At 63.5% G+C, this 26,820-nt stretch carries 26 protein-coding genes and 1 tRNA gene (1 of these 27 cut by a window edge); 16 read left to right on the top strand and 11 right to left on the bottom strand.

The genetic code is table 11. The annotated features are described in order from the left end of the window. The 4 genes from KKQ75_RS12695 to KKQ75_RS12680 form a co-directional block, all read left to right on the top strand. Window positions 1-484 carry the 3' portion of an ABC-F family ATP-binding cassette domain-containing protein gene (locus tag KKQ75_RS12695; protein ID WP_213362586.1) on the top strand. Its footprint begins 1,523 nt before the window's first position, so 484 of the gene's 2,007 nt are visible here — the last part of the coding sequence; the start codon falls outside the window, past its left edge; its stop codon occupies window positions 482-484. A 293-nt stretch (window positions 485-777) separates the two neighbouring features. After that, window positions 778-2,379: a phospholipase D family protein gene (locus KKQ75_RS12690; RefSeq protein ID WP_250131095.1), complete on the top strand. Its 1,602-nt coding sequence runs from the start codon at window positions 778-780 to the stop codon at window positions 2,377-2,379. An 87-nt stretch (window positions 2,380-2,466) separates the two neighbouring features. Continuing rightward, window positions 2,467-2,542, top strand: a tRNA-Thr gene (locus KKQ75_RS12685). A gap of 230 nt (window positions 2,543-2,772) precedes the next feature. Further along, window positions 2,773-3,951 carry a PLP-dependent aminotransferase family protein gene (locus KKQ75_RS12680; protein WP_213362583.1) on the top strand — a complete coding sequence of 393 codons (1,179 nt, stop codon included), beginning with the start codon at window positions 2,773-2,775 and terminating at the stop codon, window positions 3,949-3,951. A gap of 23 nt (window positions 3,952-3,974) precedes the next feature. Here KKQ75_RS12680 and KKQ75_RS12675 read toward each other — a convergent pair whose 3' ends face one another. Continuing rightward, window positions 3,975-4,808 carry a creatininase family protein gene (locus KKQ75_RS12675; RefSeq protein ID WP_213362581.1) on the bottom strand — a complete coding sequence of 278 codons (834 nt, stop codon included), beginning with the start codon at window positions 4,806-4,808 and terminating at the stop codon, window positions 3,975-3,977. Between the two features lie 118 nt (window positions 4,809-4,926). On the opposite strand from KKQ75_RS12675, the gene KKQ75_RS12670 reads away from it, so the two are divergent. Genes KKQ75_RS12670 through KKQ75_RS12655 form a run of 4 tightly spaced genes read left to right on the top strand, consistent with a single transcriptional unit; the run spans window position 4,927 to window position 8,771 of the window. Next, entirely contained in the window at window positions 4,927-7,212 is a 2,286-nt protein-coding gene (locus KKQ75_RS12670) for a protein-disulfide reductase DsbD family protein (protein ID WP_250131094.1), read from the top strand. Window positions 7,213-7,242: 30 nt separating this feature from the next. Further along, complete coding sequence (locus KKQ75_RS12665) at window positions 7,243-7,686, top strand: CoA-binding protein (protein WP_213362580.1); 444 nt, start codon at window positions 7,243-7,245, stop codon at window positions 7,684-7,686. A 22-nt stretch (window positions 7,687-7,708) separates the two neighbouring features. Then, window positions 7,709-8,410: a hypothetical protein gene (locus KKQ75_RS12660; protein WP_213362579.1), complete on the top strand. Its 702-nt coding sequence runs from the start codon at window positions 7,709-7,711 to the stop codon at window positions 8,408-8,410. Between the two features lie 22 nt (window positions 8,411-8,432). Continuing rightward, window positions 8,433-8,771 carry a TfoX/Sxy family protein gene (locus KKQ75_RS12655; RefSeq protein ID WP_213362578.1) on the top strand — a complete coding sequence of 113 codons (339 nt, stop codon included), beginning with the start codon at window positions 8,433-8,435 and terminating at the stop codon, window positions 8,769-8,771. 11 nt (window positions 8,772-8,782) lie between these two features. Here the strand turns inward: KKQ75_RS12655 and KKQ75_RS12650 are convergent, their stop codons facing one another. From KKQ75_RS12650 to KKQ75_RS12615, 8 genes are read right to left on the bottom strand one after another with little or no spacing between them, the layout of a single operon-like run. Next, window positions 8,783-9,331 carry a DUF4189 domain-containing protein gene (locus tag KKQ75_RS12650; RefSeq protein ID WP_213362577.1) on the bottom strand — a complete coding sequence of 183 codons (549 nt, stop codon included), beginning with the start codon at window positions 9,329-9,331 and terminating at the stop codon, window positions 8,783-8,785. Window positions 9,332-9,349: 18 nt separating this feature from the next. Next, entirely contained in the window at window positions 9,350-10,381 is a 1,032-nt protein-coding gene (locus tag KKQ75_RS12645) for a type IV secretion system protein (protein WP_213362576.1), read from the bottom strand. Window positions 10,382-10,408: 27 nt separating this feature from the next. Then, entirely contained in the window at window positions 10,409-11,404 is a 996-nt protein-coding gene (locus tag KKQ75_RS12640; RefSeq protein WP_213362575.1) for a hypothetical protein, read from the bottom strand. 20 nt (window positions 11,405-11,424) lie between these two features. Continuing rightward, window positions 11,425-13,155: an NlpC/P60 family protein gene (locus tag KKQ75_RS12635; RefSeq protein ID WP_213362573.1), complete on the bottom strand. Its 1,731-nt coding sequence runs from the start codon at window positions 13,153-13,155 to the stop codon at window positions 11,425-11,427. Window positions 13,156-13,202: 47 nt separating this feature from the next. Beyond that, complete coding sequence (locus KKQ75_RS12630) at window positions 13,203-15,662, bottom strand: VirB4 family type IV secretion/conjugal transfer ATPase (protein WP_213362572.1); 2,460 nt, start codon at window positions 15,660-15,662, stop codon at window positions 13,203-13,205. A gap of 16 nt (window positions 15,663-15,678) precedes the next feature. Next, window positions 15,679-15,975, bottom strand: a complete 297-nt coding sequence (locus tag KKQ75_RS12625; RefSeq protein ID WP_213362571.1) for a type IV secretion system protein VirB3 — start codon at window positions 15,973-15,975, stop codon at window positions 15,679-15,681. A 9-nt stretch (window positions 15,976-15,984) separates the two neighbouring features. Further along, window positions 15,985-16,332, bottom strand: coding sequence for a TrbC/VirB2 family protein (locus tag KKQ75_RS12620; RefSeq protein WP_250131093.1), 348 nt, complete (start codon window positions 16,330-16,332; stop codon window positions 15,985-15,987). Window positions 16,333-16,364: 32 nt separating this feature from the next. Continuing rightward, the gene (locus KKQ75_RS12615; protein WP_250131092.1) at window positions 16,365-17,036 is read right to left on the bottom strand and encodes a lytic transglycosylase domain-containing protein; all 672 of its coding nucleotides are present in this window, start codon (window positions 17,034-17,036) and stop codon (window positions 16,365-16,367) included. A gap of 120 nt (window positions 17,037-17,156) precedes the next feature. Between KKQ75_RS12615 and KKQ75_RS12610 the strand changes: the two genes are divergently transcribed. From KKQ75_RS12610 to KKQ75_RS12575, 8 genes are read left to right on the top strand one after another with little or no spacing between them, the layout of a single operon-like run. After that, window positions 17,157-17,414: a hypothetical protein gene (locus KKQ75_RS12610; RefSeq protein WP_213362569.1), complete on the top strand. Its 258-nt coding sequence runs from the start codon at window positions 17,157-17,159 to the stop codon at window positions 17,412-17,414. 5 nt (window positions 17,415-17,419) lie between these two features. After that, window positions 17,420-18,298: a virB8 family protein gene (locus KKQ75_RS12605; protein ID WP_213362568.1), complete on the top strand. Its 879-nt coding sequence runs from the start codon at window positions 17,420-17,422 to the stop codon at window positions 18,296-18,298. Next, complete coding sequence (locus tag KKQ75_RS12600; protein ID WP_213362566.1) at window positions 18,282-19,052, top strand: TrbG/VirB9 family P-type conjugative transfer protein; 771 nt, start codon at window positions 18,282-18,284, stop codon at window positions 19,050-19,052. Before KKQ75_RS12605 ends, KKQ75_RS12600 begins: the two co-directional genes overlap by 17 nt. Further along, entirely contained in the window at window positions 19,049-20,185 is a 1,137-nt protein-coding gene (locus KKQ75_RS12595; RefSeq protein WP_213362564.1) for a TrbI/VirB10 family protein, read from the top strand. Before KKQ75_RS12600 ends, KKQ75_RS12595 begins: the two co-directional genes overlap by 4 nt. Then, on the top strand, window positions 20,182-21,249 hold the full coding sequence (gene virB11 / locus KKQ75_RS12590; protein WP_213362563.1) for a P-type DNA transfer ATPase VirB11: 1,068 nt from the start codon (window positions 20,182-20,184) through the stop codon (window positions 21,247-21,249). Before KKQ75_RS12595 ends, virB11 begins: the two co-directional genes overlap by 4 nt. Before the next feature lie 17 nt (window positions 21,250-21,266). Then, window positions 21,267-21,845: a hypothetical protein gene (locus KKQ75_RS12585; protein WP_213362562.1), complete on the top strand. Its 579-nt coding sequence runs from the start codon at window positions 21,267-21,269 to the stop codon at window positions 21,843-21,845. Next, the gene (locus tag KKQ75_RS12580; protein ID WP_213362561.1) at window positions 21,842-23,548 is read left to right on the top strand and encodes a type IV secretory system conjugative DNA transfer family protein; all 1,707 of its coding nucleotides are present in this window, start codon (window positions 21,842-21,844) and stop codon (window positions 23,546-23,548) included. The genes KKQ75_RS12585 and KKQ75_RS12580 overlap by 4 nt, the downstream gene beginning before the upstream one ends. Before the next feature lie 59 nt (window positions 23,549-23,607). After that, window positions 23,608-24,180, top strand: a complete 573-nt coding sequence (locus KKQ75_RS12575; protein ID WP_213362560.1) for a TrbM/KikA/MpfK family conjugal transfer protein — start codon at window positions 23,608-23,610, stop codon at window positions 24,178-24,180. 93 nt (window positions 24,181-24,273) lie between these two features. On the opposite strand, the gene KKQ75_RS12570 is transcribed toward KKQ75_RS12575, so the two are convergent. Next, window positions 24,274-25,977 (bottom strand): sensor histidine kinase, encoded by a 1,704-nt coding sequence (locus tag KKQ75_RS12570; RefSeq protein ID WP_213362559.1) that lies wholly within the window; start codon window positions 25,975-25,977, stop codon window positions 24,274-24,276. A 92-nt stretch (window positions 25,978-26,069) separates the two neighbouring features. Then, window positions 26,070-26,744, bottom strand: coding sequence for a response regulator (locus tag KKQ75_RS12565; RefSeq protein WP_091818361.1), 675 nt, complete (start codon window positions 26,742-26,744; stop codon window positions 26,070-26,072). Window positions 26,745-26,820: the final 76 nt, after the last annotated feature.

The following is a 26,820-nucleotide window of genomic DNA, read 5'->3' as shown; positions in this document are numbered from 1 at the left end:
GTATGAAGGAAGCGTGGAGGATTGGCTGACGCAGTCGCAGCGGGCGACAGCGATGGAGAAGGCGGCGGCTGGCCGGGCTGGCGCTGCGCCGAAGGCCGGAGCCGCTACTACGGCTGGAGGCAGCGCGGGCGCAACTGGGACTGCGGGCGCAACTGGGACTGATAAGGCCGGTGCAGCAGGATCGGGCGTAGCCGGTTCCGGGACTGCGGGCCCACCCGGGTCGGGTTCGGGCGCTGATGCGCAGGGTCGCGGAGGCAAACGCAAGCTGAGCTACAAGGAGCAGCGGGAACTGGATGCGCTTCCCGGGCAGATCGAGGCGCTGGAGGCGGAGCAGGCGGGAATTCGCGCGGAGCTGGCCGATGGTTCGCTATATGCCTCGAACCTGCAGCGGGCAATTGCCCTGCAGCAGCGGGATGGCGAGATCGAAGAGGCGCTGATGGTGGCGCTGGAGCGATGGGAGCAGTTGGGGACGGCGCATGGCTGAGCCTTCCGGAGGTTGAGGTCAGCCGGCATTTTTGCCGGTAGGTGGCGGCAGTCTGCTGCCGGATGCCGGATGCCGGATGCCGGATGCCGGATGCCGGATGCCGGATGCTAGGCGATGATGCTTGGTGCCTTGGCTATACAGGGAAGCAAGCATCGGCAACACAGGATGCAGCCGGCACCTTGTCCAAGCTGGACCTTGCCTGCTGCGGGAATGCCTGCCCCAAGAAGCATCACACTCGCGCTAATATCCGGCATCGCCTGATTGTTTCTGCCATGCCGCCTGCTGCTCCTGTATTGACTGCTACCCGCCCTCTTCCGTTGTGGCGCGTGCTGCTGTGGGTCTGGGTGCTGCTGGCAGCGCTGGTATTGGCTGGATGCGGCACCCTGCCCCCGCCGGGGCCGCGCACCGAATCACAGGCTCTCCCGGCAGGAACCGTGACTCCGCTGAGCAAGCTGGCTGGTGCCTTGCGCAAGCAGTCCCGATCCCGGCACGATACGGGGTTTCTGCTGCTGGATTCTGCTGACAGTGCTTTTTCGAGCCGGCTCGCCCTGACCCGGCAGGCGACGCGCACGCTGGATCTGCAGTATTACGCCATTCACAACGATCCGGGGACCGGCGTACTGCTGGCGGCAATTCGCGAGGCGGCGGCGCGCGGGGTGCGGGTGCGCATCCTGCTGGATGATCTGCATACCAAGGGCGAGGATGCGGAGGTGTTGCAACTGGCGTTTGTGCCGAATGTGGAGATGCGGCTGTTCAATCCGCTGCCGGCGGGGCGCAGCATGGGCAAGTTGCGTGCGCTGTCGGCGCTGCAGGATTTTTCGCGGCTGCAGCATCGCATGCACAACAAGCTGTTTCTGGCAGATAACGTCGCGGGGATTGTGGGCGGACGCAATCTGGGCGATGCGTATTTCGGCCAGGCCGATGACAGCAATTACATCGATCTGGATGTGCTGGCGATCGGAGCGCTGGTGCCTGCGATGTCGCGCAGCTTCGACCGGTACTGGAATCATCCGCTGGCGTATCCCGTGGAGCAGCTGATGAGCCGCCGGGATTTGAAGGCCATGGTGGCGATGCGACGAAGCAATCCGTCGGCGCGGGCGGGTGGGGGCGACGAAGCAGAGGGCGAATCAGTGGCCGCTTCTGCTCCGGCGGATCTGCCAGGTGCGATGGCACTGGAGGAAGTGGCATGGACCTGGGCGCCAAGCGCCCTGCTGGCCGATGCGCCGGCCAAGTTGTCGTCCGAGGAGCGCGATGTGGATGGCGGCGATCAGGTGGTGAGCGGCCTGTTGGGGCTGATGCGGCTTTCACGCCGATCCGTGCTGATCGTGACGCCCTATTTCGTGCCCGGCGCGCAGATGATGCAGGTGTTTGCCGGCTTGCGCCGGCGTGGCATCGCGGTGGTGGTGCTGACCAATTCGCTGGCGTCGTCGGATGCACCGCTGGCGCATATCGGCTATGAGCGTTACCGCAGGGAGTTGCTGAAGCTGGGCGTGGAGGTGCATGAGATGCGGGCCTTGCAGCCGCAATCGGTGCGCAGTGCGCTTGGTTCTTCCGGGAAGGCCAGGCATGCGAGCCTGCATGCCAAACTGGTGCTGATGGATGACACTTGGCTGGGCATTGGTTCGATGAATCTGGATTTGCGTTCGCAGTTGCAGAACAGCGAGGTGGCGGTGCTGATACGAAGCCGCCTGCTGGGCCGGCTGATCCGGGAACGGGTGACGCCGATCGTGCGCGAAGGGGCGTGGCGGCTGGAACTGGCACCCGACGGGCGCCTGCAATGGCACGCGCCTGCGGGCGTGGAGCCGGCCGTGCAGCATGGCGAGCCCGATGCGAGCGCGACCCTGCAGTTTCTGCTGAAGCTGGCCGCTCCTTTTACGCCGGATGAGATGCTGTGAATCAGAAAAAACGTGCGGTATGCCACACGAGGGCTGGCATTCTGGGGGAACATCGCACTATAATTTTGGTTTATCGCACAAGCGAATGCCGGCGTAGCTCAGTTGGTAGAGCAACGCACTCGTAACGCGTAGGTCACCAGTTCGATTCCGGTCGCCGGCACCATCTGCCCGAAACCCCTGCCTGCTTCATGCACGCAGGGGTTTTTCTTTGGCTGACGTGCTGCGCAGCCAAAATCTTTTCATGCGTCAAGCCCTCCATTTGTTGCAGGCTGAAGCGTATCGCGCGGGCAACTTGGTCCACAATGGACGCACACTAGAACAACCCCCGCATAGCTGGAAACGGCAGGCCGCTTTTTCGTGCACTGGCGCCTGCTGTCGTACAAGGAGTCCACCATGAAAAGCTGGCAGTTTGCCAACCGGGCAGCAGCCATGAGTCCGTCGATCATCCGCGAGATCCTGAAGGTGACGGAGCAGCCTGACATCATCAGTTTTGCCGGTGGCCTGCCGTCGCCGGATTCGTTTCCGATCGAGGCGTTCAGCCAGGCCTACGAGAAGGTGATGCGCGAGCATCCGCGCTCCGCGCTGCAGTATGCGGCGAGCGAGGGCTATGCCCCGCTGCGTGAGTGGGTGGCGCAGTCGCTGCCGTGGGAGGTTTCGCCGGACCAGGTGCTGATCACGACCGGTTCGCAGCAGGGCCTGGACCTTGTCGGCAAGGTGCTGATCGACGAGGGCAGCCGTGTGGTGGTGCAGACGCCGTCGTATCTGGGTGCGCTGCAGGCGTTTTCTGCCTATGAGCCGGAGATTTTCAGTGTTCCGAATGACGACCAGGGCTTGCAGCTCGAGTCGCTGGAGCGCGAGCAGTTGCGCTACCGCGCACGCTTTCTGTATCTGCTGAGCAATTTCCAGAACCCGACCGGGCTGACGCTGTCGGCGCACCGCCGCCAGGAGATTGCGAAGACCTGCCATGCGCTGGGTCTGCCGATCGTGGAGGACAACCCCTATGGCGAGCTGTGGTTCGATGCGCCGCCGCCGCCGCCCGTGTCGAGCTTCTATCCGGAGCAGTCGATTTATCTGGGCTCGTTCTCGAAGGTGCTGGCACCGGGCATGCGCCTGGGTTTTGCCGTGGTGCCGGCCGAGGTGTATCCCAAGATGCTGCAGGCCAAGCAGGCGGCGGATTTGCACAGCCCGAGCCTGAACCAGCGTCTGGCGTATGAGGTGCTGACGCAGCCGGGTTTCCTTGATGGGCATCTGGAGCGCATCCGTGCGCTGTACAAGGGGCAATGCCAGGCGATGCTGGCCGCGCTGCAGCGCCACATGCCGGATGGCGTGAGCTGGAATACGCCCAAGGGCGGCATGTTCCTGTGGCTGCGCCTGCCGGACGGGCTGGATAGTGCCGCCATGCTGCCGCTGGCAGTGCAGCAGGGGGTGGCCTATGTGCCGGGGGCTGCTTTCTATGACACGCAGCCCGACATGAGCACGATGCGCCTGAGCTTCGTGACGGCGACGCCGGAGGAGATCGATCGCGGCATTGCGCTGCTGGCGCAGACGATCGAGCAGCAGCTGGCGGCCTGAGAGAGGCCTCGGCGGAGGCGCGGTTACCGGACGGCGCTTGCTCCGTTGCGCAAAGTGTCGGCAGGAAGCGCGTCGATTTCCCGCAGCAATGTAGCCAGGGCCTGGCCGCTGGCCTGCAGCAGGGCTGCACCGCGTTCGGCATCGGCCGCGGCGGCGTTGCCGACTGCGCCGCAGGGGTGGTAATCCTGCATCTGCCAGGCCAGCTTGGCGCTGCGGCCATTGCCCAGTGTGGGGAATTGGGCGGCGCGCTGTTCGGAGGTGCTGGAGAAATTTCCTGCCTTGTCCATGCGTACCAGGTCCGGACGGATGGCCAGCATCAGGCTGGTTTCGATGACGCCGGCGTGGATGCCGAAACGGTGCTCGTGGGCATCGAAGGCTTCGGCGGCTTGGCCCAGTGGCAGGTTGAACCAGCTGGTGGTGTAGACCAGCATGTCGAGGCGCGCGCGCAGGTCGCGCGCAACCACGTCCAGCAGGCCCACGTTGCCACCGTGGGTGTTGAACAGCACCAGCTTGCGCACGCCGCTTGCTGCCACGCACTCCGCCATTTCGGTCCACAGGCGGATCACGGTTTCTGCGCGCAGCGTGAGCGTGCCCTGGAAAGCCGTGTGTTCCGGGCTGTATCCCACGGCCTGCGTGGGCAGGAACAAGGCGGGCAAGTCTGCCGGCAGATGCGGCAGGCAGGCCTGCACCATGGCATCGGCCAGTGCGGTATCGACCTGCAGCGGCAAGTGCGGCCCGTGCTGCTCGATGGCGGCAACTGGCAGGATGGCGATGGCGCGATCGCGGTCCAGCGTGGCGAAGTCCGGACTGGTCAGGTCGGCCCAATAGCGCGACGGGGGGATAGGCGTGCTTGGCATGGTGCCCTCCATCATACTGACTGGCACCTTGCTGTGGGGTCTTGGCGCAAGGGGGATAATGGTTCGCTGAAAAAACTGCTGCCCCCTGCCGAAGTTCCGTGGGGCGTTTGATGATTGCATGATGACCCTACGACTTTCCGGAACGACCTTCGCTTTGCGCCAAGCGCCCTTGCTGCGCCGCAGTAGCGCTATCGCACTGGCCCTGGTGGCCAGCCTGGCTGGCGGCCATGCACTGGCACAGGGCGGATCCAGTTTTTCGGCGCTGACTGCGGCGGCGCATGAAGTCCGTACGGAACAGGTGCAAGCCCGCCTGCTGGCCCATGCGCCACAGGGGGTGCAGGCCGGCAAGCCGCTGTGGCTGGGCCTGCAGCTGATGCACGCGCCGCATTGGCATACCTACTGGAAGAATCCCGGAGACAGCGGACAGGCCACCAGCCTGCGCTGGACACTGCCTGCCGGCATGCAGGCGGGCGAGATTGCCTGGCCGGTGCCGTCGAAGCTGCCCGTGGGCCCCCTCGCCAACTATGGCTATGACGGCAGTGTGCTGCTGCCTGTAGCGGTGACGGTGCCTGCAACGGCGGATGCCGGCGGCACGATCAAGGTGGCGCTGGAGGCCAACTGGCTGGTCTGCAAACAGGAATGCATCCCGCAGCAGGGCAAGTTTGTGCTGGACTTGCCGACGGGACAGCCGCTGGTGGCTGATGCGGCAGCGTTCGAGGCGGCGCAGAGCGCGGTGCCGCAGGCGCTGCCGGGTGGGGATGGCGTTGTGCATGCGCAGGTCGATGCGCAGCGCAAGAGCATTGTGTTCAGCAGCGAGGCGCTTCCTGAGGCCTGGCAGGGGAAGGTGCTGAATCTGTATCCGGAAACACCGGAAATCATCACGCCTGCTGCCGCGGGTGAGCAGCGCTGGGAAGGCAAGCGCTGGCAGATGGAGCTGCCTTTGCATGAGATGCGGCTGGAGAGTCCGGAGCGTCTGCCGGTGGTGCTGGCGGTGCGGGGCGTGGTCGATGCCGATGGCGTGGTGCGCAATGCCGCGGGGCCGGCTTATCGCTCCGAGGTGGCGGTGGCAGGCACTTGGCCGGCGGCACAGAGCCCGGCTGAGATGTCGCCCGAGCTGGCGGCGGCCTTGCGAGCCAATGCGCAGGCGGCCCCTGCCAAGCCTGTTTCCGGCTCCGCGGCCGGCATTACGTTCTGGCTGGCCCTGGGCGGCGCGCTGCTTGGGGGTTTGCTGCTGAACCTGATGCCTTGCGTGTTTCCGGTGCTTGCCATCAAGGTTATGAGTTTTGCGCGCCATGCCCATAGCCCGCGGGAGCAGCGTGTGAGTGGCCTGGCCTATACGGCGGGCGTGGTTCTGAGCTTTGCGGCGCTGGCCGGATTGCTGCTGGTGCTGCGGGCTGCTGGAGAACAGCTGGGCTGGGGCTTCCAGTTGCAGAATCCCTGGCTGGTGGCGGCGCTGGCCGGGCTGTTTACCGTGCTGGGACTGAATCTCGCGGGAGTGTTTCATGTGGGGCAGGTGCTGCCCGGCGCGCTGGCGCAGGCCACGGCGCGGCATCCGGTGAGTGACGCCCTGCTTTCCGGGGTGCTGGCGGTGCTGGTGGCTTCGCCATGCACGGCGCCGTTCATGGGGGCATCGCTGGGCTATGCGATCCAGTTGCCGGCGCTGCAGGCCCTGCTGCTGTTCATGGCGATGGGGGTGGGTCTGGCCTTGCCGATTTTGCTGGGCAGCTTCTTCCCGCGCGTGCTGCGCTGGCTGCCGCGGCCGGGGGCGTGGATGGACACCTTCAAGCAGCTGATGGCGTTCCCGATGTTTGCCACGGTGGTGTGGCTGCTGTGGGTGCTGGGGCACCAGAGCGGCATCGACGGTGCGATTGCGCTGCTGGCGCTGCTGCTGACGGGCAGTGCGCTGCTGTGGGCGCTGGGGCGAAGCGGCAAGCTGCGTGTGGTGCTGGGGGGGGTGTTTGCCGCGATGCTGCTGTGGCTGGGCGCGGGGTATGGGGGGCTAATTGCTGCTGCGCCTGCTTCTGCCAACTCTACTGCTGATGGCTCTCAGGCCGGAGCGCTGTGGCAGCCCTGGAGCGAACAGCGCGTGCAGCAGGCCCTCACGGCCGGACAGCCGGTGTTTGTGGACTACACCGCCGCCTGGTGCGTGACCTGCCAGTTCAATAAGAAGACAGTCATGTCGACCGAGGCGTTTCTGGCCGCGATGCGCGAACACAAGGTGCTGCTGCTGCGCGCCGACTGGACGCGCAGCGATCCGGCCATTACCGCCTCGCTGAATGCCTTGGGCCGCAACGGCGTGCCGGTGTATGCGCTGCACGACCCCGGAAAGCCCGGCCAGCCCCAGGTGCTGACCGAAGTGCTGACCTTGAACGCCGTGCAAGAGGCGCTATCTACCCTGAAATAACGGTTTTTTCACTGCCAGGAGACTTGTTCCATGGACGATATCACCCACATCCTCGAAACGACCCGCACGGTGGCGATTGTCGGCATGTCCGACAACCCGGAGCGTGCCAGCCACGAAGTGGCCCACTACCTGCAGGCCGGCGGCTATCGCATCATTCCGGTCAACCCGGTGCTGGCCCAGAAAGGCGAGAAGGTGCTGGGTGAAACGCCCTATGCCGATCTGGAAGCGGCGGCCAAAGCGCTGAAGGATGCGGGCGAGCATCCGATCGACATGGTGGACGTATTCCGCAAGAGCGAGGATGTGCCGCCGGTGGCCGATCAGGCGATTGCGATCGGCGCGAAAACGCTGTGGCTGCAACTCTCCATCCACCATCCGGAAGCCGAACAAAAGGCGGCGGCTGCGGGCCTGAACGTGGTGTCGAACAAGTGCACCAAGATCGAGCATGCGCGCCGCGGCATTGTGCGTGACGTGTAACGATTGGCGGGGCTGAACGGCGATGCCCGGCACCGCTGAAACTGCAGTGGCCCGTGGTGCCTGGCTGCTGCCGGTTGCGACTGCATTGCTGGCGGCCGCTGCCAGCGCGGGGCTGACGTGGTGGGTCATGGGCGGGCGGCTGCAGGTGGCTGAACAACAGGCGCACACGCTGCAGCAGGCCGTTACCCGGACGCAGGAAGAATTGCTGGGCTATTCGCGCTATACCAGCTATCTGACATTGGGCAAGCAGGCGCTGGCCGAGCACACCAAGTTGCTGACTGCGACGGTGGTGCGTGACGAAGGCGTGACGGAAGTCATCGAGCGCTTTCTGCTCGGATTTTCTTCCAGCGGCACTGTGGCAGTCTGGTACACGGCGGAATACCCGTTTGGCTATGACCTGGGGCCGGGGCAGTTTGATTTGCGGACGACGGCAGACGGGCTGGAGATACGGCTGAAGAAGCCGCGCATGGTCGCCAGCCCCGCCGTGCGCAATTTGCGCTACAAAGTCTTGTCCGGCGGAGTGCTGACGGATGAAAAGGCTGCCGTGATTCAGCTGTATGCCAAGGCCGCGGATGAATCCGCCAGCAAGGGCCGGCTACTGGCCTCTGATCCGGCCGTGATCGCCTTGTGCGAAAAAAAGCTGGTGGAGTTCTTGCGTGAATTTCTCCGTCAGCAACCCGGGGTGCGCAGCGTGCCGCATATCCGGGTGGTGTATACCGATTGAATGACCGACCGAGGAGCAGCACATGGGAACGTCGCCGCAAACCATGGATTTTCTGCTGGACCAGCTGGACCGCTCTCTCCCCATTACCACACGCAAGATGTTCGGGGAATATTGCGTGTACTGGGATGGCAAGCCGGTGGCGTTTGTGTGTGATGACCAGCTGTTTGTAAAGCCGACCGTGGCGGGGCGCGCCATGCAGGATCCCGTGGTGGAAGGAGCGCCTTATCCGGGGGCGAAGATGTATTTGCTGGTTGAGGCGGATTTGTGGGAGAGGCGGGAGTGGTTGGGGGAGTTGGTGAGGGTGACGGCGGAGGCTATGCCAGCACCCCGCAGGAAGATGCGGGGGCGCTTGGGTGGATAGTTTTATTTGAATTATTTGGTGGAATAGATGCCGTAGTCGTAACCGACGCAGAAGGCGGTGTGCTTTGCATTTTTCTCGCGCCCTAAATAATGACACCGCCCCTTTCCGAACTTCTTCTCACAACTCCCATACGCCTTATCAATTGCAATTTCCGGATTCTGGTCCATTCCGACAAAAATATCGTCGATTCCTTTACTGCCATCCGGCAATGCCACCATTGCACATGTATTAGAAAACGAAGCCACAATGCGGCAATTTGATTTAGGACAAGCACCCAATGCTTTTTCACGTGTTGCAGACTCACTCAGCTCCCCACCCCCCCAAGTCAGTGCAGATGGATTGTCAGGAGTCATTGCTATCGCTCCATAAAATTTCGTATCACGCAGTTTTTTTATCTTCTGCGTTTCCCAATCTCTCGTTTCATACCTTGGATATCCGTTAACCTGTCGACCCTCTTGAATTCCCCTATTTATCCCGTCAGCCAACCACGGATTAATAGGCTGAGCCTCAACAAAACAAGCAAGAAGAATAATAAATAAAAATGTATAAATTTTTTTCATAATCACATTGTACGAATATTACCTTTTCAACTCCGGCATCGCTTTATGCTTATGAACAGCACTCTCTTCATTCTCATGGGAGTTTCTAGATCTCAAAAAATCCTGTGACCCGGCCGCCGGCTTGTTGCCAGCAGCAACACTACCCACCTGGTTATACCCACTAAAGATTGCACCAACCTGACCACTGAAGAAGTTAGTCATCAGCGGCGGGGTCCCCAGGATCAGCGTGGTCAGGAGCATCCCCAGTCCGCCCGAGATGGTTGCGATGTCGCGCAGGTAGAGCGTGCCTGTGGTGACGCTCGCAAAGGCCAGTCCTGAGGAAACCCCATCCATGGCCAGCAGCGCGGTTCCCAGCATGATGGTGGCCTTGAGCGCGATCACGGTGACGACCGTGATGACAACCATGCTGAACAGGGTGTTGACGGTGAACTTGGCCCAGGTGACGAACATGAAGCGGGTTTGCTCGAAGACATAGGCGAGCAGGCATAGCGGTGCCATCACCAGGCACAGGTGCATGGCGATTTCGTTCAGGAGCATGAGGCCCCCGGCGATCAAGGCCGGTAACGCCTGGCCGGCTCCCGTGATGAACGACAAAGTGTTCGCCATATTGAGGTTGTTGCCCGACGATGGGCCCAACACCGGCGCCAGGTCCATGGCTACTTGCAAGGTGAGCATGCCTGTCAGCACCTTGCCGACCATTTTGGAGGGGTCTTCGTATTCCCCTCCGGTGATGGCCAGGGCAATGCTGTTGCGCAAGTCCAGAACAAGGCTGGCTAGGTCTTGACCGAAAATGGCCAGCCCCTGCGCCACCGCCACAATCGCCGTCACGGTGATCGCACGCACGATGAAGACGTGCAGGCTTTCGCGACTTTGCCCGGTCGCGATTCGATAGCCCTGCACCATGAACCAGATGGTCAGCCACACGGTGCCTACTGCGCCTGCAAACGCCATCATGCGACCGAGGCCGGCATAGCCGAACTGTCCGATCAGGTCGACGATGTAGCTGCGGATTTCTTCAAATAGCGCAGCAGATATGTATCCGTCAAGCATGCTTGCGTGCTCCGAAATCGTGCGAGATCAGCGACCGAAGATTCGGTTGGAGCCAACTTGCTGCGCAGCCGCCCTTCCTGCCGTAACGCCTGCAGCAGCAATCGCCCCACGACTGACCGATTCGAGCAGCGTCCCGGACCCGCCATTGGTACGCGCCTGAACGGCTTCGTTGTATTTCTCCTGGTAGAGTGCGCGCATGTTCTGGTAGGCGGCCATGGCCGTTTGCATGCGCATGTTGTCGTTGGCAATGATGGTCTGCAGGGTCAGCATGACATACTGCTTTTGCTGAAGCTCTGCCAGGGAGCTGTAGTTCTTGTCGACGAGCATGTCGCGCAAAGCGTTGTTGCGGGATTCCAGCGAATCGGAGAGAGTCCGGATTTCCTGCAGCTGCGCGGCCAGGGCACTACGCGCCTTGACGCAGTTGTCGGTCAACTCGCCCGAAACCTTCGGACAGGCGGGGGGCGTCTCCCCCTTGAAGAACGCCGTGACGGCATCTTCCATCTTGTGCTTTCCATCCAGCACGGCCTCGGTCGTGGTTTTCAGTTCGCCAAAGTTGCGGTCGGTCGCCGTCATCTGCCCGGGGACCACCTTTTCCACCATGCCCTGAAAGGCCTTGGCGCCCGGAATGACCGAGAGTTGATTCACCATGGGCTGAAGCAATTTTTCGCCGATCTGCTTCTTGATCACCTCGTCTGCCAGGTATTTCTTGATCGTTTCCTCGCTCAGCATTTTCTGCATGTACTGCTTGCCCATCACTTCTTCCGAAAACTTCTGCATGGCGTTCTGCAGCAGGTTGTCGTTGGCGATCTGAGCGCCGTCAGTGACGGGGATTTGGGCTGAACCCGACACGGGGGCCAGCAGCAACGTTGCCGCCAGTACCAGCGGGGCGGATGCCAGGAATCGAAGCGTTTTGCCCATGCATGAATCAGCGCGCAAGCCGGGGCGGCTCGCCACGGGTTCACTATCGCGGTGCGTGTTTTCGGTATTGCGGAGTGCTGCAATACAGGGTTTTCGGGAGTCCATGGTTTGCCGGCAGAAGTGGGTCAATGGGAAGAACGTGTCGCAACCTGCTGGGTGGGCTGGATCGTCGGATTGAGGGAGAGTGCGGGTTCCAGGGCGGACTGCAGCGCCTTGTTGATGTCAGCGCTGGCAACATGACTGCGGTTCTGGTGGATCGCGTGCAGCAGGTCGCGCCCTCCGTGGGCTTCGCGCAGCACCTCGCCGATTGCCTGCAGCGGCAGCTGCGCTTTTTCGGCACGATCGGCGAGATAGTGGGTCACGCGAGCGGTTTGAAGTGCGTCGAATGCGGAGCACGCCTGCTGCACTTTTCTGCTCAGGCTTTGAATGGCATCGGGTACTGCATCGGCTCCCATGTGCTTGTAGCGCAGGTTCCAGAGCAGTTCAATGGCATCGGGTTGCTTGCCCTTAGGTGCAGCTTTTGCCGGCGTCGAATGCACAGACGATTCAATGATGGTGCCTGACTGACTTTCAGGGGTCACATCGATCGCCTTGCTCCGCTTGCCGGCAGACGTTGTCAGTGCAGGCTCGGCAACCGTCTTCCCCGTTGAAAGCGCGGCGCCCTCCTGCGTCTGGGTTTTGAAAAACTCTGCTCTTGGGCGCAGGGCTCCCAGCAAATGCATGCTCTTGCCATCCCAGGTGCCGCCTGGTCGAATGGTTGCCGTAGCAGGACCGGTGCTGACCTGAGAGCCGAAAAACTGCATGCGCCCTTGCTCATCGTAGCCCTGGAATATGCCAACGTGCTGACCCGCCTTCTTCCCGTTCCCCCTGAACATCAGAATGTCGCCCGGCTCATAGCCCTTGTTGCGCCCCTTGTCCGCTGATAGCACTTGAAAATACTTTTCTGCGTCTGCAGTCGTACCATTCTTGTCGAACAACTGACTCGTCGTCATATAGCTGTACCGCCACTTGAATCCCGCCCCTTTCAGGGCCTGATATACGAGCGACGAACAGTCGATACCCCGACGGCCATCGCCATCCAGATCCTGCCCATTGCGACTGGTATCGGTGCGTCCATCCGGGCTGCTGTTATTGCGGCGCTGCGTAGCCCAGTTGCCGTCTCCCCTGCCGTACTCGTAGCCTGTGCGGAAGCGTTCGAGCGCGTAGTCAAGCACCATATGGGCCCGACTGGCTTCAGGCGCCTTGTACCGCATGTCCGCGTTGGGCTGCGCCTCATGACCGTCACGTCGCACTACCGGATCGATCTCGCCGATTTGGGATGACTGAGTTCTCGTCTGTCGTGCTCGCGCCATGGGGACGTCGTAATCCGCCATCTCCTGCATATAGCGTGTAATCGGCACCTTGTTGCCATCGCGCGGTACGACTTTTCCGCCGGATTCCAGGTACTTTTCCAGGTTGCCGACCCCGACCAGATGCGCTCCGGCGAGCAGGCCGCTTGCTGTGAGGACCGGGCCATCGCCGAATTTCTGCCCGATGAACTGGTCGAGTTTTTCCTTGCGGATCGTGCGCCACTGCGCGCGGTTATAGGCATGCACCGCTGCCTCCTGCGCTTCAGGACTGTTGAGAAAATCCTCCCGGCTGTGCACGCCATGCTTGCCGGTCCACTTGTGGTCGTGGAAGTCATTGTTGCTGCTGCCATCCTTCCGGTAGAAGCCAGCATCGATCAGCGCCAGCTTGCCCATCTGGTATTTGCCCAGATAGCCGTGCTTGTTGACGGCCTGGTAGGGGTCTGCCTGTCCGCCGCTTTCGCGCTTGGCCAGGGCGGCCAGATAGTCCTGGTAGTTTCGGTTTGCCATGGGCTGATGCTCCAATGTGAGAAATCAAGGAAATCGGGGGAGTCGGGTCATGCCGCCTGCTGTTCCGAAGCACGCGTATCGGAAGACGGTGCGGAATTGCGCGCACCCTTGCGCTGTGCCTGGAAACGGGGCAGCCAGTGCTCGGGCCGCATCGTCTGGTCTTGCGCAAGGTCGCGCTGCACCTGCTGCAGTGCGTCATGCAGCACGGCGATGTTGTCGGTGGAGGCAGAAATCACGGCCAGTTCGTCGTGCATGCCGCGCAAATCCAGTTGGCACACGGCACTGGCGTGTCCCTGCTTGACGAGGAAGCAGCGGCTGCGTTCGTCCAGCGCAGTGACGACCTTGAATTCGCTTTCCGTGAGCTTGAGACCGTCGATGTAGTCCTTGCGGTCGGCATTCGGGTTGGGCAGCAGCACGAGCGTGGCGGTCTGCTCGATCAGGGCGGCGGCGATATCGCTGCGCAGTGCGTCTTCGGGTGACTGGGTGGCGAAGATGCCAAGGCCGTTCTGCTTGCGGATGGTCTTTTGCTTGTTGCGGGCGAACTCCTTCAGTCCACCCTCCCCGTCCAGGATTTTCCAGAACTCGTCCATCACGTACATCAGCGGTCGGCCGTCGATCAGGCTCTCCAGGCGATGCAGCAGGTAATGGATGACCGGGGTGCGGACTTCGGGGTTGTCGATGATGTCGGTGTAGTCAAAGCCAATGATGTTTGCAGCCGAAAGATCGACGGTGTCCTGCGGGTTGTCGAACACCCAGCCCAGCGCGCCGGCGCGCGTCCACTTGCGCAATCGGGCGTAGATGGAGTCGTCACCGTGGTTGGGCAGCGATTTCTGCAGGTTGGAAATGCTGCGCAGATGCAACGGGGTGTCCAGCATGGCGCGCACGGCCTGCAGCATGTCTTCTTCTTCGCCGGCGCTGTAGTGGGGTTTGCCGGCCAGCAGGCGCAGCAAGTCGACCAAGTACTGCGTGTTGGCTTCGGTCGCCTCGCATTGCAGGGGGTTGAAGCCGGTGGGTTGACCGTTTTCCAGCGCCAGATAGTTGCCGCCGCAGGCACGCACAAAGATCTCGGCGCCACGGTCCTTGTCGAAGAAGAAGATGGTGGGCTTGGGGTTGAACTTCTGCGCCTGCGACAGCAGGAAGTTGATCAGCGCTGTCTTGCCGGTGCCCGATTTGCCGATCACCAGCGTGTTGCCGATGGCTTTTTCTCCGAAGCTGTCTTCGCCTGGATGGGTGGCGTGGAAGTTGAAGTAGTACGGCTGGCGGTTGGTGGTCTGCAGCACGGTCACGCAATCGCCCCAGGGGTTCTGGCTGCGCTTGCCGCTGGCGAAGTTGTGCAGTGGGCTCAGGCCCAGGAAGTTGAGCGATGACACATTGGCCAAACGTGGCCGGTAACGCCAGTTGCCCGGCAGCTGCGCATAAAAGCCGCCGGCAATCGCGAGATCCTCCTTCACCGAGACGAAGCCGGCATGCGCCAGTTCGGCACGTGTTTCGGCGATCTGGCGTTGCAGGCTTTCCTGGCTATCGCCATAGAGGGCCATGGTGAAGTGGTACTCGCCCAGCACGAAGTTGCCGCTGGCGAGCTGGTCCATGGCGTCGTCGAGCTCGATGATCTGAGTCACGCCCCGGTCGCCGGAGGACACCATCATGCCCTTGGTACGTTCCAGCGCGCGCAGTCCGGCGTGGCGCGAATGCGGGGTGAAGGACTGGGTGATGACGTACTCGAAATCGAGGTACTTCAGGCCGTTGAGCACGCCCGGGAAGGTGGTTTCCGGATATTCCTTGATATTGAGCACAGCCCCATAGTGGCTGCGCCCCTCCGGCGTGCGTACGACGAAATCGCCGCCGCGCGCACTGAACAGATGGCGAGACAAGGGCAGATACTCGTACACCGGTGCCGCAAGCACCGGAACCGGTTCCTCACTGCGGTTCAGCAGGTAGCTGAAGAACTCCAGCGCTTCCGAAAAAACGGTGCCGTTGTCGGCTTCGTACATACCGAGACGGACGGGTGCATAGTCGTGCAGCACCGCCTCCACATGCCCGGCCAGTTCGATCACCTTGGCGATGGCCTGATCCTGCTCGGCCTGCAACTGCGTGATGCTGGTGGACTTTTCCACCAGATGGCGTCCTTCCACCACCGGCCGGTACAGCAAGGTGAAATACAGCATGTTCTGCAGCACCTTCTGCTCCGACAGGGCAGCATAGTAGGCATCCGACAGCTGCTGGTTGAAGGCTTCGTCGAACTGGTCGGCGTTTTGCACTGCGCTGCGGCGGCGGACGTCGTGCGTCCAGAACGCGACGTTGACGTAGTCGGGCGCACGCAGGCTTTGCAACAGGCGGTTGAAGGTGGCGTGGCGATGGCCCAGCTCCCATTCCTCCCGCCCGACGAAGGGCAGGCCTTCCAGGCGCCAGCAGATCAGGTAGTCACCCGCGGTGGTCTTGAGCACCTCGGGAGCCACATGGCTGGACAGGGGAATGAAGCTGCTGATGGCGGTATCGGGCGTGAACATGGAATGGCAGGAAAAGTCAGGGGAGGCGACGGTGCTGGTTAGGGGTGAACACCCACATGCCGGCATGCACGCGACGGTTGCGTGCCTTGAGCCAGAACTGCAGGCGAATGCCAAGCAGGCGGAAGATCATTTCGTCCTGCTTGGCCAGCAGGCGCATGGCGCCAATCACGGGCGGCAATGCGAACAACCAGAACAGGTTGAACCAGGCGGCCATCAGCACGCAGACGCCCGCCCCCAGAAAGAAGGGTACGTAGGGCACGCCCAGGAACATGGCCGGGCGCGTGCAGCCGCGAAACAGGGTATGCCGTTGCATGCCGGGGCGTCAGCTGATGAACCAGCCGGCCAGCTGGGCAGCGGCACCGATCACGATGGCCCCGACCAGTACCGGCGCCACATCGGTGATGCGCTTGTGGTTGAAGGCGATCTGGTAGCCGGCAAAGATGAAGGCGATGGTCACCACCGTTACGGAAATGGGCACCAGAGCCGCCTTCACCTTGCCCAGAAATTCACCCACCTTGCCGCCATCGGACAGGTCTTCAGCAGCATGGGCCATCTCAGGCAATAGCAGAAACACGGCACAGACCGCCAGGCACAGCAGCCGGGGCAGCATGCGGCCGGCACGTGCTCCAGAGGCGAACGGCGAGGGGGTGGCGAGAGAGGTGGAAGTCACGGAAAAGTCCTTTCAAACAGGTTGGGAAAAAATCAGAAAACAAAGCTGCCGTCGCGCGGCTCGTGGGCAACTGGAGTTGCCTGCAAAGCTGCCGCCGGGAGAACGACAGGCTCTACTGGCTGGACAACACTCACCGGCATCGGCGCTCCGGGCGAGGCTGTTCCGGAGAGCATGGGCATGGGCACTGCCGCGCGTGGTGGCGATGTACGCACAGGAGCCGCCACTCCCGCAGCGGGCGGGGTCCGTGTACCCCGACGGAAAACCGGAATCGGCTGCACTCCCGCGGGCACCCCCGCGGCGGGCGGCAGCGCTCTGGCCATGCTGGCCATCACCTTCTGCACGTAGCCATGGCGGAAGCCGGTGACGAAATTGCCGGAGTAATAGCAGCTCAACGCCTTGCCCCAATCATTGGCGCGCTGGTAGCACTCCTGCAGGATGCGGCTGCCGGCGCGCACGTTGTCGCAGGCGGAAAACGCCTTTTCGTAGCTGTTCAGGCCATGGCGCGCCAGGTTGTAGCGGTTGACCTGAGCCAGCCCCAGCGAGAAGTTGAAGCCGTTTTTTTCCAGCATCCTGGCCGTGGCCACCGCCTCGGGCAGGTTGCGCGGCTGGCGCTCGAGGCGGCCGCCGACCACGCCGATGGCATAAGGGTTGAAGCTCGACTCCACGCGCATCACGTGCTGCATCACGTGCATGGGCAGGGCCATATCAGGGCAATCCAGCATCATGGGCTTGCGACAGAAAAATTTATGACGACCACTCGATAACGAGAACTTAAGATGCAATAATAACACCTATTAATTACTTTTTGCATCTGGAGACAACACTTGTCCACGATTGATTTCGTTTTCCCCGGGCGCCATGCGATCGCGGCGCTGGTGTGCATGGCCGTGGCGGGGTGCGGCACCGGGCACGCACCGCCCGAGTTCGGCGGCAACTGGAAACCGCTTCCCGCGCAAGATGCGGGGATGGAAACGGGTACGGCGCGCGCTCCCGTTGCGCTGACAGCCACCCGTTCGCACGCGCAGAGCGCCGCGCAGGCATCCCTCGTGCCGCAGTCAGATACCGTGACGGAGCGGGAGTAAATGCCATGCTGCGCAAAAAGAAACCGACGGGCGACGCTGTCCAGCCCTTGCTGACCGCAGCGCGCGACTTCGAAACCAGCCTGATCGAACAGGTGCGCCGCAGCGAGCGGCGTGCCTGGCGCGTGGCCATGGGAGCGGGCGCCATGTCCATCCTGCTTGCGGGCGGTTATGCACTGGTGATGCCGCTGAAGGAGCAAGTACCCTATCTGGTGCTGGCCGACCCCTATCGCGGCACCAGCAGCGTCGCACGGCTGGAGGCGGGCGACACACCACTGAGCGCCAGCGAGGCCATCAACAAGAGCAATGTGGCCCACTTCGTCATCGCGCGCGAATCGTATGACTGGGAGCTGCTGAACCGGCGTGATCGCAAGGTGGTGCACGCCATGGCCACCGGCAGCGCCCTGAAGGAATACCAGGCGCTATACACGCCCAGCCACCCCGACAACCCCGACACGCTCTACGGCAAGAACGCCTCCTTGCGCGTGAAGATCCTCAGCACCGTGCTGACCTGGGGCGATGCGGCCAAGGACGGCGGGAACATCCGCACTCCGATTGCTGCCAGCGTGCGTTTCGAACGCTGGGTTTTCGACAAATCCAGCGGCCAGGCACGCCTGCTCGATACTCGTCTGGCCACCATGAAGGTGAGCTACGACCCGCATCTGCAGATGAACGAGGAAGGCCGCATCGAGAACCCGCTGGGCTTCCGCGTGCACAGCTATCGCGTCGATCCGGAAGCAATCGGAACGATGCCCGTCACCGCCCCCTCTCCCGCACTGGCGACACCGGCGCCTGCCACCACGACCCCAGAGCCGGCAACCCCCTGGCCCACTGCCGGACAATCCTTTCCCAGTACAACAGGAGGTGCACATGCTGGCACCATGTAAGCGCCGCGCTGCTTCCAGGCCCGCCACTCTTCGCTGGCTGGCAACTATTGCCCTGGCACTTCCAGCGTGCGCCGCGCAGGCACAGGCCGTCAAAAGCTACGCCTACGCACCGGACACCATCTACTCCGTGCATACGGCCCCCGGTCTGGCTACCCAGATCGAGATCAGCCCGTCCGAGCAGGTCAAGGATTTCGGCACCGGCTTCAGCTCCAACTGGGATCTGGTGCGGCGCGACAACGTTTTCTACATCAAGCCCAAGAGCCCGCAGGCGGACACGAATATGTACATCCGCACCAGCCAGCGCTCCTACCTGTTCGATCTGAAAGTGATCGGCAAGCGCTGGCGCACGTTGCAGGAAGCGCGCGCTGCGGGCGTGCATTACCGCGTACGTTTCAGCTACCCCGGCGCAAGCACGGCTGCAAACGTGTCGGCCGATAACGCGCATGCCGATGCGGGAGCAACACAAGCACCGGAACCGTCATCCCGCTACGACTATGCAGCCAGCGCCGGTTCCGAATGGCTACGCCCCGCACGGGTGCATGACGATGGCCGCCTGACCTATATCCAGTTGCCGCCAGGCCTGCAGATCCACGGCGGCGTTCCCGCCGTATTCGGGCGCAAGACGGCCGATGGCGAGGATTTCATCGTCAACAGCAGCTACCGCAAACAACAGATCACCGTGCATGGTGTGTACCGCTATCTGGTCCTGCGCCACGGCGACAGCGTACTGGCCCTGCGCAGGAGCGAGCCATGAATCCGACTTTTCCCATGACCCATGCTCCTGCGTCCCTGCCAGAGGACCCCGCACTGCAGGACGACCCCGTGCTGCACAGCGCCCCCCGGCGCAAGCTCAACCGCAAGGGCTTGCTGTTTCTTGCGGCCATTGGCGGTGTCGGCGCCGTGACGCTGGCCTGGGGCATGAACAGCCTCTCGCTGTTCGGGCCGGGCAAGCCAGCGCGCCCCCGCTCGGAGGTAGTGGAATTGCCGGCAGACACCCTGATGGCCAGCGCCAACACGCTGATGCCGGTTGCCGCCGCACCGCAACCGCTCCCCGAACTGCCGCCGCTGCCGCCAGCCCCCACAGCCATGCCTGTGCCGCTGAGTACACCGACTCCTGCCGAGTTTTCCCGTGCCACATCCGCATCCACGGCCTCCCCCTCTCCCCGCGAGAGCCTGACCGACCAGCGCAGCAATGGCGGTCCGGTGCTGCAGGGGGGCGGAGACCCCGCACCCGCCAGCGTCGTCGCGCAAGGCAGTGTGAGCCGCAACGCATCGCCCGACACGCTGATGCCGCGGGGCACCTATATCCGCTGCGTGCTCGAAACACGCATCATCAGCGACCTGCCCGGCTTCACCTCCTGCGTGGTGACCGAGCCGGTCTATTCGCTCAATGGACGCACCTTGCTGATCGACCGTGGCGCCAAGATCACCGGGCAGTACAAGTACGAAAGCAATGATGTCGCCCGCATTGCCGTTCTGTGGGAACGCGTGCTCACGCCCGACGGCATGGACGTGCAATTGAGCAGCCCGGGCGTGGACGGACTGGGCGCTGCCGGACATCCCGGCCATATCGACCGCCACTGGGGCAGCCGGATCGGTTCTGCCCTGCTGGTGAGCCTGCTCGGCGATGCCGTGCAGATTGCCAGCGCCGTGCATGCGCCTGCAGCGGCAAGCAACAGCACGACCGCCCTGTCACCCGAAACCGGTGTCATCACACGCCAGATCAACCCGTACCAGTCGCGCACGGCCGACACCCTGCAGAGCGCGGCGCGCCATGCTCTGCAGGGCGCAGCCAACCGTCCCGCCACGGTCACCATCAACCAGGGCGAACTGGTCACGATCTACGCCTCGCGCGACATCGACTTTGCCGGAGTCCTGCAGCCATGAGCCCGCCTTTCGACGGCGCACCGGGGATAGGCCCAGACGGACTTTCGGACAGTTTTCTGCAGCACCAGTATCAGGTGCTGGGGATTGCCGAGCTGCTGTCCCGGCCTGACGTGACGGAAATCTGCATCAACCGCCCCGGCGGGGTGTATCTGGAAACACGCGGCGGCTGGCAGTGGCTGCCCGTGGACGGCCTGAGCTACGAGCGTGCACGGCACTTCTGCACCACGGTAGTGAACGAAAGCAATACCGGGCAGCGCATCACGGCGGCCGAGCCGATGGTATCGCTGACCTTTCCATCCGGGCAACGCGCGCAGTTCGTGGTGCCGCCCGCGGTCGAGGCCGGCACGGTGTCCATCACCATCCGCCTGCCATCGCGCGACACGCGCAGTCTTGAGCAATATGCGTGCGAGGGCTTCTTCGGCGGCATTGCCGCCGGCCAGCACGCCCTGAGCGCACACGATGCAGAGCTGCTGCAACTGCGCGACTCCGGCGATTACGCCTCCTTTTTTCGCCAGGCCGTGTTGTACCGCAAGAACATCGTGGTGTCCGGCGCCACCGGCAGTGGCAAGACGACCTTCATGAAATCACTGGTGCATCACATTCCGCCCGAAGAGCGGCTGATCACCATCGAGGATGCGCGTGAACTCTTCATCCGGCAGCCCAACGTGGTGCACCTGCTCTACTCCAAGGGCGGCCAGGGCATTGGCAATCTCACCGCAAAGATGTGCCTGGAAGCCTGCCTGCGCATGAAACCGGACCGCATCCTGCTGGCCGAGCTGCGTGGGGATGAGTCCTTCTACTTCATCCGCAACTGCGCGTCCGGCCACCCCGGCTCCATCACCAGCTGCCATGCCGGCAGCGTGGCCCAGACCTGGGACCAGCTGGCGCTGATGGTCAAGGCCTCGCCCGAAGGTGCCGGGCTGGAGTTTGACGTCATCCAGCGGCTGCTGCGCCAAACCATCGACATCGTGGTGCATATGCAGGCCCATGCGGGACAGCGGCGCATTACGGGGATCAGCTTCGAGCCTGAAGGCAGTGCAAAAGCGGGGGAGCCGGCGCCATGAGCATGATTCGACACACGATGCTCGGAAGAGCCCAAGCGCTCTGTCTGGCCTGCCTGATCATCCCCCTTGCCGAAGCATCAGCGGCCGCGCCCCAGTCCGCACACAGGTCGGCGCAAGCCCCGCTGGCCGGCCACTGGATGTGCGCCAGCAGCCCGGTGCCGCTGCGCAACCTGCCCGGCCTGCCGGATGGCACGCTTACCCAGCGCATTGCCTATAGCGCCGACGACCAGGGCCGTTGGACCAGCAATGCCTCGCTCGTCTTCCAGGCACAGTCCTACGCGCGAGGCGCAGGCAGTTACCGCCTGCGCACGCACGCCAGCGGTCGGCACTCTATTCGGAAAGGCCAGATGACGGAACAGGTGCAGTCATTTGCACTGCTGCCCCCGTTTGACCAGGGCACCGCCTTTGCCCGCCAGATGCAACGCAACTTCAATGCCTGGCTGCTGCTGGTGCAGAAGGAGTTGCCGCAACGACGTTACCGCCTGCACGTGCAGGGACCGGATGCCTACCTGCTCGAGCCGCTGCTGCAAAAACGCCGCTCCACGGTCCGCGTCGCCTGTCGGCGCATTGCCTCACCCTCACCCGCACGCACATGAAGCCGGCCGCCCGCCTCTCCCTCGCACTGCTCAGCCTGCCCCTGCTGTTTGCCGCAGGCAGCTGGGCGGCGGGCCAGATGCTGTACTGGTGGTTCGACTTCCAGCACCGGCAGGCAGGCTGGGGCACCTGGTGGGCCTATGCCTGGCTGCTGGAACACCCCAGCTACCAGCCCCATGCCAAGGCCATCCGACTGTCCGGCGCCAGCGGGCTGGGCCTGGCCTCCCTGCTCTGGCTGGGCCTGCTTGCCGCATTGTGGCGCACACCTGCCCGCAGCACCCACGGCGATGCCCGTTTTGCCAGTGGCTCGCATCTGGCACGCGCCGGCGTCTTCCGTCGCTCCGACACCGGCGTGCTGATCGGACGTCATGGCCGACGCTACCTGCGCGACCACGGACAACGCGCCATCCTGCTGGCTGCACCAACTCGCTCGGGCAAGGGCGTGGGCATTGTGGTTCCAGTGCTGCTCGATTACCCCGGCAGCGTGGTGGTGCTCGACATCAAGCACGAAAACCACGCGCTCACCAGCGGCTACCGCCGGCAGATCGGCCAGGAAGTCTTCGTCTTCAACCCCTTTGCCACGGACGGCCGCACGCATCGCTGGAATCCGCTGCGCTACATCCCGGCCGAGCCTTCCCTGCGCGTGGGCGAATTGCGCCAGATCGCACATATGCTCTATCCGGATGGCGACGGCAGCGGCAACCAGCAGTTTTTCATCGACCATGCGCGCAACGTGTTTCTGGCACTGGCGCTGTACCTGTTCGAACAGCACGACCGCGCCATGCGGCTGGGTTTGGCCACGCCCTACCCCACGCTCGGCGGATTGCATCGCCTTGCATCCGGCTCACCGGGCATCTCGCCCCGGGAACATTTCCGGTCGATGGCCGAGGAGGACTTCCTGTCAGATGCCAGCCACCACGCCTTTTCCGGCTTTGCCGGCCAGGCGGAAGAAACGCTGTCGAGCATCCTGGGCACCTTCCACGCCCCGCTGCTGCCCTGGTCCGATCCGCTGCTCGATGCGGCCACCAGTGCCGACGATTTCCTGCTCACCGACGTGCGCCGCAAGCGCATGTCCATCTACCTGTGCGTGTCACCCGACCGGCTGGCCCAGGCCGGCCTGATTTTCAACCTTTTCTTCTCCCAGCTGATCAGCCTGAACACGCGCACGCTGCCACAGCAGGACCCCACGCTAAGGCACCAGTGCCTGCTGATGCTGGACGAATTCACCAGCATCGGCAAGATTGACATCATCGCCCGCGCCGTAGGCTACATGGCCGGCTACAACCTGCGCCTGCTCACCATCGTGCAGAGCATGGCCCAGCTCGACGCGACCTATGGGCGCGAGCAGGCGCGCACGCTGGCCACCAACCACGCCACGCAAATCCTGTTCGCCCCGCGCGAGCAGCAGGATGCCAACGACTACGCCGACATGCTCGGCACCACCACGCTGCGTCGCCGCCAGCGCAGCAGCGGGCGTGAAACCAGCTTTACCGAAGTGGAAGAGCGCCGCGCCCTGCTGCTGCCCCAGGAGATCAAGGCCCTGGGTCCGGAGCGCCAGATCCTGCTGATCGAAGGCATGGAGCAACCGGTGCTGGCGCGCAAGATCCGCTACTACCGCGAACGCAGATTCAGGCGGCGCCTGTTGCCGCCTGTGCAGCCACCCTGCGCATCCAGTGCGCACCCGCGGTCGCCCGGCCCGGCATAAGCGCCAGCTTCCCTGCCCTGCCCCGTCCGATTTTTCCTGTCCCTCACCCTGGAGTTTCCATGCCGCCACCCCTTCTCCGCCACACCCTCGCTGTCGCAAGTGCCACGCTGGTGTTCTCCCAGCCTGCCCCTGCCTCCACCCTGTTCGAAGGCGACACCAAGCTGGCCTGCGAGGCCATCCTGTGCCTGTCCAGCGGATCGCGCCCGAGCGAATGCACGCCTTCGCTGCAGCGCTTTTTCAGCATCCGCCACAAGAAGCCTTGGGAGACCATCCAGGCGCGGCATGATTTTCTGCGCCTGTGTCCCTCCGCCAACCAGGACGAACGCATGCGCTCTCTGGTCGCTGCCATGGCCAATGCCGCAGAGTCCTGCCAGGCAGGACCGCTCAATGCCCGTCTGCGCGAAAGGAAGGAAGTCACCGTATGCGAACCGCAGACCAACACCCGCCTGCCGGGTTCCCTGCGCCGGGACGATCAGGAGCTCAGCTGCACCACACAGACCATCTCGGTAATCCGCAACACCCTGCCGCAATACTGCAAAGCCTACTTCCGGCATGCTTATATCGAACCGGGCGATCTGCGGCCGCCCCGTTACGTGGGCGTGCCAGAAAAAGGCGGCCGCTGGATGGATTAAGCCTGCAGACGCGCCAGCTGGCCATGGCAGCATGCGGCTCGCGCCACACCCATTGCGGCAAACCCCATTGCCGCAGAAGCGGAACTCACGCCGTCACAGGCTCGTCAGTTCCTGCTTTCCCGTCACGCCGCCGCCCTCTGCCTTGCCCTCACGCAACAGCGAGGCATTGAACAGCAGCGTCACGCGCAGGCCGTGCCCGCCACCGCCTTCATGCGGCATGCCATCGCTCAGCACCAGATCGCTCTGGTGCCGGTGCGCGATTTCGCGCGCAATGGCCAGGCCGAGGCCGGTGCCCTCGCCCTTGGTGCCCGGCATGCGGTAGAAACGCTCGAACACATGCTCGCGCTCCTCGCGCGGAATGCCCGGGCCGTTGTCCTCCACCTCGACAAAGGGGCGGCGCTGCGGCCTGTCGGGCGTCATGCTCCAGCGCTGCTGACGCGCCACCGTGGACTGCACGCCGCAGCGCAGCGTCACCACGCCCCCTTCGGGCGTGTAATGCAGCGCATTGACGATCAGGTTGCTCAGCAGCTCGCGCAGCCACAGCGCATGCGCCATCACGCGGACCGACGTCACGTCCAGGCCCAGATCGATGTTCTTGAGCGCAGCCGCATCCAGATGCTGCTCCAGCAGGGTTTCGCACAGGTCTTTCAGGTCGACCGCCTGCATGTGCTGCACTTCCAGTACATCGGCATCGGCCCGCGACAGCGACAGCAGCTGGTGCACCAGCTGCGACGTGCGTCGCGTGGCGGCGCGCAGGCGGTTGAGCTCTTCCAGCGGCACCTGCACCACGTCCTTCTGCAAGGCCTCGCTCCACACCAGACGCGCATCGTTGCCCAGCGCAGCGCCCACACCCGAAGCGGCCGATGGCGCCGTGGCCTGCCCTGCTCCTGGTGCGGCGGCTGCCTGCTCACTGCGGGACCCAACGCCCGGCCGCTCCGCCCGCGCAAGCTCCTGCTGCCGCTTCACCGACTCGCTCCAGGCCTCGATCTGCGCCTGCAGGCCCGCCAGCGGCGTGCGCAACTGGTGCGCAGCATCGGCCACAAAGCGGCGCTGGCTCTCGGCCTGCGCGTTCACCATGCCGAACAGCCGGTTCAGCGACGTCACCAGCGGGCGGATTTCCTCGGGCGAACTGCGCTCGTCGATGCTGTTCAAATCGCGCGGAGAGCGCCGCTCCACCGCCAGGATCAGGTCGCGCAAGGGCCGCATGGCGCGCTGCACGGCCCAGCTGATGCCCAATGCCACCACGGCAATCAGGAACAGGTTGGGCAGCAGCACCTTCACCAGCACCTGCTGCAGCCAGCGCTTGCGCGGATCGGAGGCATCGGCCACCTCCACGATCACGTCGCCCGCCACGCTGGGCACGCGCTGCACCACCATGCGGTAGTTGACGCCCCTGACCTCCTGGCTGAAAAATTCCGGCTCCTGCGTGAGCGGCACCACCGAGGGCAGCTTGTCATCGCCATGCAGCAGCTTGCGCTTGGGCGTATACACCTTGTACGACACCAGTCCTTCGCGCTCCTTGAGGAATTCTTCCACCGGCGGCGCCAGCAGCAACACCGGCGGATCGCCGGAATGTGCGCCCACCGCGATGATGGAATCGGCCAGCAGCGGCACCAGGCGCAGCAGCTGCTGGTCCTGCTCGCTGGCCGAATTGTCGGCGGAACGGTAGTCCATATAGCCGTTGAGCAGGGCCAGCAACACCAGCGGCACGATCAGCATCAGCAGCAGGCGGCGCTGGATGCGGACGGGGTTGACGCGGTCGACCAGGGTAGAGGCCGAGCCGGACGCACCGCTCATGGAAACGGCAGGCTCTTTCTCCCCCTGCGCCGGGAACGCACCCTGCCCTGCGGCCGGCGCCGCATGCGCGCTTGCATCCCCGTCCTGACGCATCAAACCGCCTTCTGTTCAATCCGGTAACCAAACCCACGAATCGAGCGCAATGCAATGCCGTGCGGCTCGAGCTTGGCGCGCAGGCGCGAGATGTAGACCTCGACCGCGTTGAGGGTAATTTCCTTGTCCCAGCCGGTGAGGGCCTGCAGCAGCTTTTCCTTGCTGACGGGCTTGGGCGCATGCAGCATCAGGTATTGCAGCACCGTCCATTCGCGCGGGCCCACGTCGAGCGGCTGGCCATCGGCGGTGACCTGGTGGGCGGCGGTATCGAGCGCGATCGGGCCGAGCGTGAGCACCGAGGTGGTGGCGGCCTGCGAACGGCGCAGCAGAGCGCGCAGGCGCGCCAGCAACTCGGGCAGCTCGAAGGGCTTGACCATGTAGTCATCGGCGCCGGCATCCAGGCCCTGCACGCGGTCCTGCAGGGCATCGCGCGCGGTGAGCATCAGCACCGGCATGGTCTGGCCGCGTTCGCGCATGCGCTCGGTCAGCTCCATGCCGTTCATGCCGGGCAGGCCCACGTCGATGATGGCTGCGTCGAAGGTGTCGGACGTCATGGCATCGAGCGCCGACTCGGCACTGCCCACGGCATCCACCACATAGCCGCCGGCGGACGACAGGCCCTGCTTGATGCCATCGGCCAGCATCTGGTCATCTTCTACCAGCAACAGTCGCATAGGTGCCCTCCTTGCAATTCAATCATGCATGCCATTATGAAGCAGCCGATGGATCAACGCAGCGCCATAACACCTT

The sequence above is a fragment of the Brachymonas denitrificans genome, assembly GCF_907163135.1.
In the GTDB taxonomy this organism is placed as follows: Bacteria; Pseudomonadota; Gammaproteobacteria; order Burkholderiales; family Burkholderiaceae_C; genus Brachymonas; species Brachymonas denitrificans_A.
The sequence above is the reverse complement of the archived record's forward strand: the minus strand, read 5'-3'. Positions and strand labels throughout refer to the sequence as shown.

Coding starts and splice junctions, on each gene's coding strand:
- KKQ75_RS12640 (WP_213362575.1), bottom strand. CDS start 11,404: ATGGACTCCCGAAAACCCTGTATTGCAGCACTCCGCAATACCGAAAAC.
- KKQ75_RS12585 (WP_213362562.1), top strand. CDS start 21,267: ATGCTCGGAAGAGCCCAAGCGCTCTGTCTGGCCTGCCTGATCATCCCC.
- KKQ75_RS12660 (WP_213362579.1), top strand. CDS start 7,709: ATGCCCGGCACCGCTGAAACTGCAGTGGCCCGTGGTGCCTGGCTGCTG.
- KKQ75_RS12675 (WP_213362581.1), bottom strand. CDS start 4,808: ATGCCAAGCACGCCTATCCCCCCGTCGCGCTATTGGGCCGACCTGACC.
- KKQ75_RS12600 (WP_213362566.1), top strand. CDS start 18,282: ATGCTGGCACCATGTAAGCGCCGCGCTGCTTCCAGGCCCGCCACTCTT.
- KKQ75_RS12570 (WP_213362559.1), bottom strand. CDS start 25,977: ATGAGCGGTGCGTCCGGCTCGGCCTCTACCCTGGTCGACCGCGTCAAC.
- KKQ75_RS12665 (WP_213362580.1), top strand. CDS start 7,243: ATGGACGATATCACCCACATCCTCGAAACGACCCGCACGGTGGCGATT.
- KKQ75_RS12595 (WP_213362564.1), top strand. CDS start 19,049: ATGAATCCGACTTTTCCCATGACCCATGCTCCTGCGTCCCTGCCAGAG.
- KKQ75_RS12605 (WP_213362568.1), top strand. CDS start 17,420: ATGCTGCGCAAAAAGAAACCGACGGGCGACGCTGTCCAGCCCTTGCTG.
- KKQ75_RS12575 (WP_213362560.1), top strand. CDS start 23,608: ATGCCGCCACCCCTTCTCCGCCACACCCTCGCTGTCGCAAGTGCCACG.
- KKQ75_RS12655 (WP_213362578.1), top strand. CDS start 8,433: ATGGGAACGTCGCCGCAAACCATGGATTTTCTGCTGGACCAGCTGGAC.
- KKQ75_RS12680 (WP_213362583.1), top strand. CDS start 2,773: ATGAAAAGCTGGCAGTTTGCCAACCGGGCAGCAGCCATGAGTCCGTCG.
- KKQ75_RS12670 (WP_250131094.1), top strand. CDS start 4,927: ATGATGACCCTACGACTTTCCGGAACGACCTTCGCTTTGCGCCAAGCG.
- KKQ75_RS12625 (WP_213362571.1), bottom strand. CDS start 15,975: ATGCAACGGCATACCCTGTTTCGCGGCTGCACGCGCCCGGCCATGTTC.
- KKQ75_RS12565 (WP_091818361.1), bottom strand. CDS start 26,744: ATGCGACTGTTGCTGGTAGAAGATGACCAGATGCTGGCCGATGGCATC.
- KKQ75_RS12580 (WP_213362561.1), top strand. CDS start 21,842: ATGAAGCCGGCCGCCCGCCTCTCCCTCGCACTGCTCAGCCTGCCCCTG.
- virB11 (WP_213362563.1), top strand. CDS start 20,182: ATGAGCCCGCCTTTCGACGGCGCACCGGGGATAGGCCCAGACGGACTT.
- KKQ75_RS12650 (WP_213362577.1), bottom strand. CDS start 9,331: ATGAAAAAAATTTATACATTTTTATTTATTATTCTTCTTGCTTGTTTT.
- KKQ75_RS12645 (WP_213362576.1), bottom strand. CDS start 10,381: ATGCTTGACGGATACATATCTGCTGCGCTATTTGAAGAAATCCGCAGC.
- KKQ75_RS12615 (WP_250131092.1), bottom strand. CDS start 17,036: ATGGCCCTGCCCATGCACGTGATGCAGCACGTGATGCGCGTGGAGTCG.
- KKQ75_RS12630 (WP_213362572.1), bottom strand. CDS start 15,662: ATGTTCACGCCCGATACCGCCATCAGCAGCTTCATTCCCCTGTCCAGC.
- KKQ75_RS12635 (WP_213362573.1), bottom strand. CDS start 13,155: ATGGCAAACCGAAACTACCAGGACTATCTGGCCGCCCTGGCCAAGCGC.